General features: G+C 67.7%; 11 protein-coding genes and 1 tRNA gene. 6 read left to right on the forward strand and 6 right to left on the reverse strand.

Annotation, left to right across the window (positions count from 1 at the left end; translation table 11 throughout):
• Positions 1 to 77: 77 nt before the first annotated feature.
• The 4 genes from ACSYAO_RS19525 to dtd form a co-directional block, all read right to left on the reverse strand.
• Positions 78 to 153 (reverse strand) — tRNA-Ile (locus ACSYAO_RS19525).
• 124 nt (positions 154 to 277) lie between these two features.
• Complete coding sequence (gene yjjJ, locus ACSYAO_RS19530) at positions 278 to 1,678, reverse strand: type II toxin-antitoxin system HipA family toxin YjjJ (protein WP_065428852.1); 1,401 nt, start codon at positions 1,676 to 1,678, stop codon at positions 278 to 280.
• 258 nt (positions 1,679 to 1,936) lie between these two features.
• Complete coding sequence (rpoD, locus tag ACSYAO_RS19535; RefSeq protein WP_014038623.1) at positions 1,937 to 3,790, reverse strand: RNA polymerase sigma factor RpoD; 1,854 nt, start codon at positions 3,788 to 3,790, stop codon at positions 1,937 to 1,939.
• 90 nt (positions 3,791 to 3,880) lie between these two features.
• Entirely contained in the window at positions 3,881 to 4,321 is a 441-nt protein-coding gene (gene dtd / locus ACSYAO_RS19540) for a D-aminoacyl-tRNA deacylase (RefSeq protein WP_049401012.1), read from the reverse strand.
• A 60-nt stretch (positions 4,322 to 4,381) separates the two neighbouring features.
• Between dtd and ACSYAO_RS19545 the strand changes: the two genes are divergently transcribed.
• The 4 genes from ACSYAO_RS19545 (at position 4,382) to ACSYAO_RS19560 (ending at position 8,643) form a co-directional block, all read left to right on the forward strand.
• Positions 4,382 to 5,302, forward strand: coding sequence for a lauroyl acyltransferase (locus ACSYAO_RS19545; RefSeq protein ID WP_049461974.1), 921 nt, complete (start codon positions 4,382 to 4,384; stop codon positions 5,300 to 5,302).
• Positions 5,303 to 5,389: 87 nt separating this feature from the next.
• Positions 5,390 to 6,526 (forward strand): GTP cyclohydrolase II RibA, encoded by a 1,137-nt coding sequence (gene ribA / locus ACSYAO_RS19550; RefSeq protein ID WP_049461973.1) that lies wholly within the window; start codon positions 5,390 to 5,392, stop codon positions 6,524 to 6,526.
• Positions 6,527 to 6,601: 75 nt separating this feature from the next.
• Positions 6,602 to 7,102: a PH domain-containing protein gene (locus tag ACSYAO_RS19555; RefSeq protein WP_049461972.1), complete on the forward strand. Its 501-nt coding sequence runs from the start codon at positions 6,602 to 6,604 to the stop codon at positions 7,100 to 7,102.
• Complete coding sequence (locus ACSYAO_RS19560) at positions 7,099 to 8,643, forward strand: PH domain-containing protein (RefSeq protein ID WP_049461971.1); 1,545 nt, start codon at positions 7,099 to 7,101, stop codon at positions 8,641 to 8,643. The genes ACSYAO_RS19555 and ACSYAO_RS19560 overlap by 4 nt, the downstream gene beginning before the upstream one ends.
• 97 nt (positions 8,644 to 8,740) lie before the next feature.
• Here ACSYAO_RS19560 and ACSYAO_RS19565 read toward each other — a convergent pair whose 3' ends face one another.
• Positions 8,741 to 9,799, reverse strand: coding sequence for a CDP-glycerol glycerophosphotransferase family protein (locus tag ACSYAO_RS19565; RefSeq protein WP_049461970.1), 1,059 nt, complete (start codon positions 9,797 to 9,799; stop codon positions 8,741 to 8,743).
• Between ACSYAO_RS19565 and ACSYAO_RS19570 the strand changes: the two genes are divergently transcribed.
• Both ACSYAO_RS19570 and ACSYAO_RS19575 read left to right on the forward strand, forming a co-directional pair.
• Complete coding sequence (locus tag ACSYAO_RS19570) at positions 9,798 to 10,616, forward strand: glycosyltransferase family 2 protein (RefSeq protein WP_049461969.1); 819 nt, start codon at positions 9,798 to 9,800, stop codon at positions 10,614 to 10,616. The genes ACSYAO_RS19565 and ACSYAO_RS19570 overlap by 2 nt on opposite strands.
• Before the next feature lie 43 nt (positions 10,617 to 10,659).
• On the forward strand, positions 10,660 to 11,781 hold the full coding sequence (locus ACSYAO_RS19575) for a glycosyltransferase family 4 protein (RefSeq protein WP_049461968.1): 1,122 nt from the start codon (positions 10,660 to 10,662) through the stop codon (positions 11,779 to 11,781).
• A gap of 18 nt (positions 11,782 to 11,799) precedes the next feature.
• On the opposite strand, the gene ACSYAO_RS19580 is transcribed toward ACSYAO_RS19575, so the two are convergent.
• Positions 11,800 to 13,521: an ArnT family glycosyltransferase gene (locus ACSYAO_RS19580; RefSeq protein ID WP_049461967.1), complete on the reverse strand. Its 1,722-nt coding sequence runs from the start codon at positions 13,519 to 13,521 to the stop codon at positions 11,800 to 11,802.
• Positions 13,522 to 13,534: the final 13 nt, after the last annotated feature.

The following is a 13,534-nucleotide window of genomic DNA, read 5'->3' on the forward strand; positions in this document are numbered from 1 at the left end:
GCTGGACACGAAAGCCCTGAAATACAGCGGTTTTACTAGGATATTCGGACGGATCTGGACGTGGCCGGATCAGTAGATGGTGGGCCCACCAGGATTCGAACCTGGAACCAAGGGATTATGAGTCCCCTGCTCTAACCGTTGAGCTATAGGCCCTGCGCAGCGTCACAGTGTAGTGGAGCCTGCGCTCAACCGGCTACCCGCCGGCGCCAAGACACACTGAAAAACCCTCAGCCATCGCTGCGCAACGCCACGCGCCCAGGCTTGCGCAACAGCTGGCTCACCCAAACCGCGCGCCCATCTCCCGCACCCGCTCGGCGTTCGCCCCCGCCAACGACCGCATTGCCGGCGACTGGATCCGCCCGTCAACAGCCACGCACTGCCAGAATGCTTCAGCCACCGGTGCCGCCCAGCGCAGATGCTGCAGATCACCACTGCCCAGCGGTGCGACCGGCGACAGCGGCTCGTCCGCGCGCAACACGCCCAGCTTTGACGGCGCCAGCGACATCGGCAGCATGTCGTAGACCGGCGCCAGCGGCAGCGGGCCGCGATCAATGAAGTGGAAGGCGATGTTGCCGTGGTGCATGTCGCTGTTGCCGATCAGCCGCCCGAACGCATGGCGTCGGCCCATCGCCTGCACGGTGTCGGCCGTCAGCCAGCCTTGATCACGCAGTTCGGCGCCTGCAACCGGCCACGCTGGGGTGACCTCGCCGGTGAACGCAGACGATAGCGACAGCAGCGAGACCAGGCCTCGCCGCCCCAGCAGATCGGGCGTGCGGTCGAAGCGCTCGATTTCCAGGAAGGTGTGCGTGGGCGACTGCAGCAGTTCGCTGGACGCCGCGGCTTGTCCGGACTCGCGCAGGGCCTCAAGCGCCAGATGTTCGCAGACCAGCAGATCGCTCCAGCGCTGGGCGGCGGCGCCTTCATCGGGCTGCGCGAACTTGACCAGGACCGAGCGGCGCCTGCCGTAGGCCTCTACGGTGGCGGTGAACTTGGGTTGCTCGCCACCCGGCGAGGAGCCCACGTCCTCTCCGTCCAGCGCAGCACGCGCACGCTCGCGATACTGTGCAAGACGATCGTCGGCCGCAACCCGATCGATCGGCACCTGCAACGTCTCCATCGCCGCCTCCACGGCGGCGGTACCGAGCAGCAGATCGCCCGCTTCAGTCCCGCCAGCGGTTACCAGGGCCATCAACACATCGTCCGGTTGCCAGCTCTTGAGGTCCTTCGGCAGGCCGAGCGCCTGCGCACGGCCATGGGCGAAGCTGCGACCAAGAAATCCCTGCGGTCGCAGGTCATCCAGGTACCACGGCAAGTCAGGAAAGAAGGCGGCAACGTCACCTTCGGGCGCGCGTCGCAGGTTCGGACAGTCAGGCCCGGCATCGACGTGGAAGCCGCCTCCTACCAGCGCAATTACCCGCCCCAGCTCCTCCAGCGTCGCATCTTCGCGCAGCCGGTACAGCGGCCATTCGCTGCCGGCCCGGGTGGGCCGCCGCAGTGCATAGGCGGTTGCCCGGGTGCTGCCCATGCGCACCACCTGCGGGCCACTGGCGGCCACCAGCCGGCTGAGCGCCATCCGGTCCACCCCCAGACGCTCGGCCAGCGCCGCGGCAGGTAGCGGCTGGCCGGGGGCCAGCTGAGCGATCAGATCCAGTACCTGTGGGCGTTGAGCGCGTGGCATGTGCATTACGTAATACGAAATTTGTTACGTAATTAGCATCAAAAAAGCGGGACTGCAAGCGCGGCCGTGCACCTATGAGCTTGAAAATAATGGGCATGTTCACGAAGAGCCAGCTTCGACGCGGGTCTTCCGTTACATTATTTGTTACGTAATCATAAGCCTCAGTCGAGCAAAGGCTCGGCTTTACAGGGATATGGTGGGCAAAGAAAAACCCCGCCGAAGCGGGGTTTCTCTCAACGCTTCAACAGCCGCTGGAAATCAATCGATATCCAGGAAGCTGCGCAGCTGCTCCGAGCGGCTCGGGTGACGCAGCTTGCGCAGGGCCTTCGCTTCGATCTGGCGGATGCGCTCGCGGGTCACGTCGAACTGCTTGCCGACTTCCTCAAGGGTGTGGTCGGTGTTCATGTCGATACCGAAGCGCATGCGCAGCACCTTGGCTTCCCTCGGGGTGAGGCCGGCCAGCACGTCGCGCACGGTTTCAGACAGATTGATGTTGGTGGTGTTCTCGATCGGGGACTCCACGTTGGTGTCCTCGATGAAGTCGCCCAGATGGGAATCCTCGTCGTCGCCGATCGGGGTTTCCATCGAGATCGGCTCCTTGGCGATCTTCATCACCTTGCGGATCTTGTCTTCCGGCATGTCCATTTCCTTGGCCAGCTCCTCCGGCGTAGCCTCGCGGCCGTACTGCTGGAGCATCTGGCGGGAAATGCGGTTCAACTTGTTGATCGTCTCGATCATGTGCACCGGAATACGGATGGTGCGCGCCTGGTCGGCGATCGAGCGGGTGATCGCCTGGCGGATCCACCAGGTGGCGTAGGTCGAGAACTTGTAACCGCGGCGGTACTCGAACTTGTCCACGGCCTTCATCAGGCCGATGTTGCCTTCCTGGATGAGGTCGAGGAACTGCAGGCCGCGATTGGTGTACTTCTTGGCGATCGAGATCACCAGGCGCAGGTTGGCCTCGACCATTTCCTTCTTGGCCTTGCGCGCCTTGGCTTCACCGTAGGCCATGGCACGGCTGATTTCCTTCAGCTCTTCCAGGTCCAGCTGGGTCAGCTTCTCGATGTCGATCGTCGCCTGCTGTTCGGCGATGATCTGGTCCTTTACTTCGCGCAGGGCCGAAGACCACTTCTGCTTGCGCTTCAGCGCGTCTTCCACCCACTCCAGATTGGTCTGGTTGCCTTCCCAGGAACGGATGAAGTCCTTGCGCGGCATGCGGGCGGTGACGGTCGCCAGATTCAGCACACGGCGCTCATGGGCCTTGATCGACGCCATGGTGTCGCGCAGCTGCTTGGTCAGCACGTCGGTCAGCGGCAGCGGCAGCTTCAGGGTGACGAACACCGCCGACATCTCTTCGCGCAGGCGCGGCAGGTTCTTCTTGTCGCCCTTGGTGGCGGCCTTCTTGAAGGCGTTGAAGGCATCGCTCAGCGCCTGCATGCGCGCAGCGACTTCCTCCGGATCCGGACCGGTCGGTGCGGCTTCTTCCTCGCCACCCTCGACATCATCGTCCTCGTCCTCGTCGCCTTCGGCGTCGGCATCGCTGCTGTCATCGGCAGCAGCCGCCGGCGGCGCCGGCTCTTCGTCGGCCAGGTCGTTGAAACCAACGATCACTTCGGCCAGGCGCTTCTTGCCTTCCTTGTGGGCTTCGTAGTCGGTCAGCAGCGACTCGACCGAGACCGGGAACTGGCCCAGGGCGGCCTGGACCTGCGAAAGGCCTTCCTCGATGCGCTTGGCAATGGCGATTTCGCCTTCGCGGGTCAGCAGCTCGACGGTGCCCATTTCGCGCATGTACATGCGCACCGGGTCGGTGGTACGGCCACCTTCGGTATCGAGCGCGCTCAGCGCGGCGGCGGCTTCTTCGGCCGCGGTGTCATCGACTTCGCGGTTACCGGTGTTGCCATCGTTGAGAAGCAGGGTTTCCACATCCGGCGCAACTTCATGGACATCGATGCCCATGCCGTTGATCATGCCGATGATGTCTTCGATCTGTTCCGGGTCGACCATGTCGTCCGGCAGATGGTCATTGACTTCGGCGTAGGTCAGGTAGCCCTGTTCCAGGCCCTTGCTGATCAGTTGCTTGATTTCGGATTGGGCAGGACGTTCGTTGGCCATGTAGTGCTCGCGCCACCGGCTAGGGAGAAATAGGGAACGTAGCATTATACCAGCCCGGGGCCCCGCCTGCCGGGCGGTGGTCCCGCAGGCTCAGGGCCTGAGAAGGAAGGTCACGGGACCGTCATTGACCAGGCTGACGACCATATGGGCACCAAATCGGCCCGTTTCCACCCCTGGTGCGTGATTTTCACGACAGATCTCGACAAATCGATTGAACCCGCGTTCAGCCTCGTCCGGCGGTGCGGCGCTGGTGAAGCTGGGCCGCATGCCCGAACGGGTATCGGCCGCCAGGGTGAACTGGCTGACCAGCAGCAGGCCGCCGCCGGTATCGCGCAGCGACCGGTTCATCTTCCCGGCCTCGTCGGCGAACACCCGGTAGCCCAGCAGGCGCTCGGCCATGCGCCGCAGCTGGGCCTCGGTATCGCCCGGTTCCATGCCCACCAGCGCCAGCAGGCCCGGACCAATCTGGCCGACCGCTTCGTCATCGACGTGGACGGCAGCCTGGCTGACACGCTGGATAAGGACGAGCATCGTGGGCTCCAATGAACGGGGCCGGCCACGATAGCAGCGCCCTTGGCTAAACTGGCGCAGATGAATCCGCAACGCAAAGCCCGGCTGGTCTACCGCGCCACCACCCTGTTCGCCCGCCTGCCCTGGCCGCTGCTGCGGGGAATCGCCCGTGCCCTGTCCTGGACCTGGATCAGTCTCAATGCCCGTGAGAGCCGCGTCACCCGACGCAACCTGGAGCTGGCCTACCCGGACCTGGACCGCGCCACGCGCGACCGCCTGCACCGGGAGCTGCTGCGCTCCACCGCCCTGCAGGCCATCGAGACCCTGCGCCTGTGGAGCCAGGCGCCGGCCGACAACCTGCGCCTGCACCTGAAGCAGCGCCACGGCGAGGCCCTGTACGACGCGGCCCTGGCCAGCGGCAAGGGCGTGATCGTGGCCGCACCGCACTTCGGCAACTGGGAGCTGCTGAACCAGTGGCTGGCCTCGCGCGGGCAGATCGCCATCGTCTACAAGCCACCGGAGGACGAGGCCAGCGATGCCTTCCTGCAGCTGGTGCGGGGCGGCCAGAACGTACAGCAGGTGCGCGCCGAAGGCCCGGCCGTGCGCCAGCTGTTCAAGGTGCTCAAGGACGGCGGTGCCACCGGCATCCTGCCCGACCAGCAGCCCAAGGCCGGCGATGGCGTGTTCGTGCCGTTCTTCGGCGTGCAGGCGCTGACCATGACCCTGGTCAACCGGCTGGCCGAGCGCACCGGCGCCACCGTGCTGTATGGCTGGTGCGAGCGCATCGGCCCGGACATGGAATTCGCCCTGCACATCGAACCGACCGACGCCGCCGTGGCCGACCCCGACCCGCAGGTGGCCGCCACCGCGCTCAATGCCGGCATCGAGCGCATTGCCCGCCGCGATCCGGCGCAGTACCAGTGGACCTACAAGCGCTATACGCTGCGGCCACCGGGCAGCGGCGAAGAAGACCCGTACGCGACCGAAGAGCATCCGCACTGACGGCCGCCGCACCCAGGCCCATCCGGCCCCTGCGACCGGCGGCCGCACCACGTTGAATACGACGCCGGCGCCCCCATAGAGACTGCGATGTCCGACTCCCCCGGTCCTGCCATGTCTGCTGCTTCTTCCCTGTTCGGCGATCCGGCCGCGATCCGCTGCGAGCGCGCGGTGGCCGAACTGCGTGCCGGTCGCCCGGTGCTTCTCCACGATGGCCAGGGCCAGCGCCTGGCGGTGATCGCGCTGGACAGCGCCACGGCCAGCAGCTTCGCTGCCTTCGCCAATGCCGCCCGCGAGCGGCACTACCTGTTCCTGACCGCCACCCGCGCCCGCGTGCTTGGCGTGGAGGCCCCGCAGGGTGCGCGCCTGCCGCTGGCCGGTGTTGCCTTCGATGCCCTGCCCTCGCTGGGCTACCTGCGTGAACCGGGCCCGATGCCGGACGGCTGGAGCGCCGGTGACGCCTTCGATGCAGGCGCGGTGGAACTGGCCCGCCTCGGCCTGTTGCTGCCGGCGATGGTGGCGGTGCGCCTGGACGCCAAAGACCACACCTTCGATGGCGCGGCCGAGGTTGCGCTGTGCGACCTGGCCGAGGGCGCAGCACATGCCGCGCATGACTACGAACTGGTGGCGCGTTCGCCGGTACCGCTGCGCGATGTCGGCATGACCACGTTCGCGGTGTTCCGTGGTGGCGTCGCCCAGCGTGACCAGGTCGCGATCATCGTCGGCGAACCGGATCTGTCGGCGGTGGTACCGGTACGCGTGCACTCCTCGTGCCTGACCGGCGACCTGTTCGGTTCGCTCAAGTGCGACTGCGGCGACCAGCTGCGGCGCGGCCTGCGCAAGCTGAAGGAACTGGGCGGCGGCGTGCTGCTGTACCTGGACCAGGAAGGCCGCGGCACCGGCATCGCCGCCAAGATGCGCGCCTATGGCTACCAGCATGACGGCCTGGACACCATCGATGCCGATGCACAGCTCGGCTTCGGCGCCGACGAACGGCGCTACGGCAGCGCGGTGGCGATGCTGCGCGGCCTGGGCATTTCGCGCGTGGCCCTGCTCAGCAACAACCCGACCAAGGCGCAGCGCCTGCGCAACGCTGGCATCGAGGTGCTGGACTGCATTCCGGTCACCGGCGAGATCACCGCCGAGAACGAGCACTACCTGCGCACCAAGGCTGATCGTGCCGGCCACATGCTGGATGTGGACGCGCTGATCCAGGCTGCCCAGTAACGCAGCCGACCTGCTACCGTCTGCGCGGTGCGGCCACGGCCGCCACCGCCCGCCCTGCCACCTGACGGAGCCCGCGTGACCGACGTTCCCCTTACTGCTCCGACCACCGATGCCTGGCAGTCGCTGCCGCGCCGCGCCGCGCGGCTGGCCGCACTGGAAGGTGCCTTCGGCGGCCTGTTTGTGCCGGGCCTGCCGCTGGCCGCAGCCGCGTGGTTCTTCGACCTGCCCGGCGACCTGTGGACGGCCGCCCTTGGGCTGCTGATCGGCATCGTCTTCGGCGCCTGGCTCGGCCGCCGGCGCTTGACCCGCACCCGCTGGCGGCTGGATGCCCAAGGGCTGGGCCTGCGCCGCGACCTGATGTGGCAGCTGGAAACGCGCATCCCCATTTCGCGCGTGCAGCACCTGGACCTGCGCCGCGGCCCGCTGGAACGCCGTGCCGGCCTGGCCACGCTGATCGTGCACACCGCCGGGACCCGCATGAGCGCAGTGACCGTGAGCGGCCTGGACGAGGCCGACGCCGAGCGCCTGCGTGACACCCTGTCCCATCAGCTCGACCAGGACGCCGACGCCCTGTGAGCCTGCCGCCGCCCCTGCCCGCATCGCTGCCTGCCGGTGGCGAGGACCATCGCCTGCATCCGTGGTCGTGGTTGTTCGTACTGTTGATGCAGTTGCGCCATTACTTCCTGCCGCTGGTCGCACTGCTGGTGTTCGGCCAGCGCGGCGACCGCGACCCGATGTGGGCGCAGCTGATTCCGCTGACGGCAATTGCCGCACTGGTACTGGTGTCGGTGCTGCAGTACCTCAGCTACCGCTACCGTATCGGCAGTGATGCGATCACCGTGCGCAGCGGTCTGCTCGCGCGCAACCGGCGCGAGATTCCGTTCGCGCGCATCCACAACGTGGAGGTGCGACAGAACCCGCTGCACCGTCTGTTTGGTGTGGCCGAGCTGCGCCTGGAATCGGCCGGTGGCGTGCGCCCGGAAGCGGAGATGCGGGTGCTGAAGCTGGACCAGGCGCTGGCGCTGGAACGGCTGGTCCGCCAGCGCGGGCAGGCGCCGCAGGCCGCCGGCATCACCGAGCCCGACCCGGTTGCCAGCACCGCGACTGAGAACGAGCAGGTACTGCTGCGCCTGTCGAGCTGGGACGTGGTACGCATGGGCCTGCTCTCCAACCGCGGCTGGGCGCTGGCGATCGCCGCGTTCGGCGTGCTGTTCCAGACCGTGCCACGGCCGGTGATGGACGATGCCCTCCAGCGCGGTGGACGCGAAGCCTTTGGCTACGCCAGCCATCTGCACCCCGGCGTGACCGGTGCGTTTCTGCTGCTGGCTGCCGCGCTGCTGCTGGGCTGGCTTGCGCTGCGCGTGCTGTCGGTGGTGCTGACGCTGCTGCGCTACCACGGCTTCACCCTCAGCGAGCAGGACCGACGCCTGACCGTATCGGCCGGTCTGCTCAGCCGCACCCGCAGCAGCGTGGCGCGCCGGCGCATCCAGGCCTGGACGCTGCGCGAAGGTACTTTGCAGCGCTGGTTCGGGCTGCGTCAGCTGCGCATCGACAGTGCCGCCGGTGGCCCCGCGCGCGATGAGGACCGCGCCCTGCGCGAACTCGCGCCGCTGGCGTCCAGTACACGTTGTGAGCAGCTGGTGCAGCACCTGCTGCCGCAGCTGCAGTGGCCTCCGCTGCAATGGCAGTCCATTCCGCAGCGCGGCTGGTGGCGGCTGTGCCTGGGCGCACTGGTGCTGGTGCCGCTGCTGGCTGCGGCCGCGTACTGGCGCTGGGGCCCATGGGGCCTGCTGGTGCTGGCGTGGCTACCGGTGGCGCTGCTGGTCGCGCACCGGCAGATGGCACGCATGGGCTGGTACCTGGACGAACACTATGTGGCGGTGCGCGGCGGCTGGTGGAAGCGCTGGTGGCGCTGGGCCGAGCTGGACAAGGTGCAGGGCCTGCGCCTGCAACGCTCGCCGCTGGACAAACTGCTGGGCACCAGCAGCCTGCAGCTGGACACCGCCGGTGCACATGGTGATGTGGCGCTGACGCTGCATCATCTGCCGCAGGCGCAGGCGCAACACGTGATGGAGCAACTGGCGGCGGCGCTGGCGCGGCGCAAGCTGCGCTGGTAAGCACTACAGGTCGTGCCGGTCGCTGGCCGGCAACTGCCGCCATTCCCGAGGTTGCCGGCCAGCGGCCGGCACTACCGCGAGCGGGGTCAGCGAGGCATCAGCGCTGCGACGGGCCCCAATACCCCAGGTCCTTGCGGATCTGCAGATCGCGCACCCAGCTGCCGAATGGCTTGCGCCGCAACGCACCCATTTCACCGGACAGGAAATCCTCGGTGGCCGCGATCACCCGTTCACTGGAGCGGCCATCGCGGTAAGGGTGGATGGCATCGGCGTAGCGCACGATTTCCGCCTGCAGCGCGGCGTCCGGGTGCAGCGCGCGCTGCAGCATCGCCTGCAGCTGCGCAGGATCATCGAAGTCGATCATGTGCGGCTTCGGCACGCGGTTGCGGAAGGTCACCACCGGCTTGTGCTGCACGATGAACTCCGAAACGATCGATGAGGTGTCCGACACCAGCACATCGGCGGCGCGCTGCGCGGCCATCACCTGCTCCGGCTCGATGAAGCGGGCATTGGCACCGGCCAGCGCGCGGTAGCGTTCGAACAGTTCCGGTGGGCACTTCGGGTGCAGGGTCAGCAGCCAGTAGTGGTCACCGGCGGCGATATCAGCGGCGATCTGCGCATGCAGGTGCGGAGCCGCGCTGAGCCGCTCGGTGAAGGTGGAACCGAACAGGATCACCGGGCGGTCACCGGCCGGTGCGCGCAGCGCGGAACTCTCGCCTCCGTCATCGCGGAACAGCGGGTCCAGCTTCGGCCAGCCAGTCTCGGCCACGGCGAAGTGGCCCTGCAGGCTGGCGATCTCGCGGAACGGTGCGGTCGTGGCCGGCCCCTGCGTGCAGTACAGGTCGAACATGCCGCGCACCCGGAAGTGGCCGCGCGCACTGTCCCGCTTCTCCACGTTGAAGCCATGGAACAGCTGCACCTTGGCCCCCGAAAGGAAGGTCGGCACCCAGTTGGCCGCGCTGAACACCGCCCGCGGACGCATTGCCAGGGCCTGCTTCAGGCCCACGTTGGGCACCCCCGGCAGGCTGCTGCCGGCCGCGCCGTCCTCGAACCAGGCCGCCACCTCCTGCCCGGACGCGTGCAAGGCCTGCGCCAACGGGGCGAGAATAGGCAGCGCATAGCGCTCCGTCGCAAACAACAGGTACCCGGCCATCATGTCCTCCACGACCGCTCCCATCGAACGGCCTCGCATCTCGGCGTGCATTATCGCGTTCAACGAGGCCGGGCGCATCGGCGACTGCCTGGCCTCGCTGGCCTTCTGCGATGAGATCGTGGTGGTGGACTCGCAGTCCACCGATGCCACCGTAGCCATCGCCGAGTCCGCCGGTGCCCGCGTGCTGCAGCGCCGGTTCGAGGGCTTCCGCAGCCAGAAGGCGTTCTGCGTCGAGCAGGCCAGCCACGACTGGGTGCTGTGCCTGGACGCCGACGAGCGCATCAGCCCCGAGCTGCGCACCGCCATCGAGCAGGCCCGCGACGGTGGCTTCGCCGGCCAGGCCGGCTACCGCTTCGCCCGCCTCTCGGAGTACTTCGGGAAGTTCCTGCGCCATGGCAATGCCTACCCGGACCGGGTGATGCGCCTGTTCGACCGCCGCCGCGGCGGCTGGCGCGGCAAGCGCGAGATCCACGAGGCGGCCAGTGTCGACGGCAGTGTGGGCACCCTGCGCGGCGACCTGATCCACTATCCGTACCGGTCATTGCAGCAGCAGCTGGCCAAGACCGAGAAGTACGCGCGGATGATGGCCGAGCACGAGTTCGCACGCGGCAAGCGGGCCACGCTGGGCAAGCTGGTGCTGGCGCCGGCCTGGCGGTTCTGGCGCGGCTTCCTGTTCCGTGGCGGCTTCCGCGACGGCTGGCACGGCCTGGTCTACGCCTACGTCCGCGCCAACTACGTGCGGCAGAAGACCATCATGCTGTGGATGCTGGGAAATGGACAGGCGGTGGCCGACCCGGCACCTTCCGCGGACCGGCCTTGACCACGCTGTGTCACACTGCGTGGGCGTTGCCTGAAGACCCCCCATGAAAATCCTGTACACCAACTTCCACTACGGCGACGGTGGCGGCCACACCACGTACATCGTCTCGCTGGCGCGTGCGCTGCACGGCCAGCACACGCTCCACGTCGCCGCGCCGGCCGACAGCCGCCTGCTGCGGACCATGGCCGATGAAGGCATTGCCCGCACACTGCCGATTGCGTTCGGCAGCGGCCTGCCAACGCTGCCCCGGCAGCTGGCCGAACAGCGCGCGCTGCGCAGGCTGGTCCACGATGAAGGCATCGACCTGATCCATGTCAACGGTGCACGCGACCACCGCTTCGTGATGCAGGGGCTGCTGGGCATGCGCCGCCCGCCGATCGTGCTGACCAAGCACAACAGCAAACCCACCAATACCTTTGGCAATGCGCTGCGCGCACGCTGGGCCACCGATCGACTGATCGCGGTCTCGGCCGACACCAAGCGCCTGCTGGAACAGGGCCCGTACCGTCGCTGCCCGATCGACGTGGTCCGCAATGGCGTTGACCTGGAGCGCTACTCACCGCAGCCGGCCGGCACCGGCAGCGCGCTGCGCCAGCAGTGGACGCAGGATCCACAGGCGCTGGTGCTGGTCAGCAACGCCGGCACCGACGATTACAAGGGCTGGATCGACCTGGCCCGGGCCATCGCACGGCTGCCCGATGCGGTGCGTCCGCATGTGCACATGGCCGTGGCCGGCCACCTGCCCAGCGCGCAGCAGCGCGAACAGGTGCTGGCGCTGGGCGAGGTGGCCGCGCAGGTGCACTTCACCGGCCTGCTGGCCGATACCCGCGTCCTGATCGCGGCCGGCGATGCTGGTTTCGTACTGTCCCATGACGTCGAGACGATCTCCTTCGCCTGCCGCGAGATGATGGCCAGCGCCAAGCCGATGCTGGTCAGCGACTACGCAGGCCTGCCGGAGAACATCGAACAAGGCGTCGATGGCTGGGTGGTTGCCACACGCGACATCGACGCCATCGCCGCCCAGGTACAGGCGCTGTACGCACAGCGCGATGCGCTGCCGGAACAGGGCCGCGCAGCACGCCGCCATGCACAGCGGGAGTTCGGCCTGCAGACATTCGCCGACGCCACGCTGGCCAGCTACCACGCCGCCCTGGCCAGCACCTGAGCCACGCTCCCCGAACGCTCAATCGGTGATGCCGGGCCCCTGCAGGCGGCGCTCGTGCTCGAGTTCCGCCACTGACGGCCGGCAGTCGCCGGCGACCGCATCGGCAGGCACCAGCCACCAGCGGCGACGATTGGAAATGCCCGCCATCTCGGCCCGCGCACGATCGATGCAGGCCTGCATCGCATCCTCGTTCACCAGCAGCCAGCGTTGCTGCGGAACCAGCCGCTGCCAGCGCACGGCCGCCTGCAGCTGTTGATGCCAACGTGCTTCGAATCCAAAGGTGGCCGCCGGGCGATCGGCCATCAGCAGGTTCTGCTCTTTCCATGCCACCAGTCCCAGCTCGGCCTGCGGGCCGATGCGTACACTCACTTCACGCATCAGGCCACGGGCCGAGCTGGAGTCGTTCAATACCGGATAACCGACCAGGCTGTACAGCACCCAGACTCCTGCCAGGGTAGAGACCAGGGCAACGTGCCGACGCTGGCGCCCGCACACCCACAGGCTCAAGGCCGACCAGACCGCCATCGCCAGCGCCGCCCAGGCCAGCGCATCGGTGGCACCGGGAAGCAACCCGCGGCCATGGGTAAGGCGCACTTCGAAATCCGGATCACCCAGCAGCGCCAGCGCACCCACCAGCCCCAGCGCCAGTGCCAGCAACGCGGTGAATGCGCCCAGCACGCGCTGCACATCGCGCCGCCTCAGCAACCCGGGCAGCAACGGCGCCAACGCCAGGCAGAACATCGGCAATGCCGGCAGGATGTAGACGTCGCGCTTGCCGTGCGGAAGGGAGAAGAACAGCACGACCAGCAGCCACCAGGCCAACGGCAGCAGGTAGCGCGCATCGCGCCGGCGCAGCCGCCGGAACCAGGCCGGAAGCGCCCAGGGCAGCAGCAGGAACGCGGGAATCCACATCGACGGCATGATCGCCAGGAAGTACCACCACGGCTGGTGATGGTCCCAGGACTGCGTATAGCGCCGCGCGGTCTGCCGGAACAGGATGTCGTCCATGTAGGCGCGGTACGGCTCCGAACCGGTGGCGAAGCCTGCCAGCAGCATCGGCGCCAGCCACAACGACACCGCCAGCAGGAAGGCCAACGGTGCCAGCCAGAAACGCAGGTCGCGCACGTGCAGGCGTACCCGTGGCCAGTGCAGCACGGATGCGACTGCCGCCGGCGCGATCATCATCAGCGCCAGCACGCCTACGCCCTTGGTGATCACACCGACGCCGGCAAAGAACCAGCCCAGCCACCACCAGCGCCAGGCCGGACCCAACAGCAGATGGCGCAGCAGGCCGTAGTTGGCCAGGGTGATGAACAGCACCACCAGCGGATCGATCTGCGCCTTCTTCGCCTGGAAGGTGAAGTGCAGCGCGAACAGCAGTGCCCAGCCCGCGTACAGCCCCACCTGCCGCGTCCACAGGCGGCGGCCGAGATCGACCACGCACCACAGCGTGCCCAGCGCGGCCAGCAGCGAGGGCAGCAGGAACGCCACCCGCCAGTGGCCGACCAGGCTGTACATCGCCGCCTGCAACCACATCAGCATCGGCGGCTTGTCCGAATACAGCTCGGGGCCGCGATGCGGGAACAACCAGTAGCCACTGTCGACCATCTGCTTGGCCACCAGCGCGAAACGTGGCTCATCCGAGGGCCATGGATCACGGAGGCCCAGGCCGGCCCCCAGCACCAGCAGGGCCATCACCACCAACAACCACGTCTGGCGCGACGCGTGGGCTTTCAGCATGGGACTCGAAACG

The organism is Stenotrophomonas sp. STK16_22, from assembly GCF_051984505.1.
GTDB classification, from domain to species: Bacteria; Pseudomonadota; Gammaproteobacteria; order Xanthomonadales; family Xanthomonadaceae; genus Stenotrophomonas; species Stenotrophomonas maltophilia_A.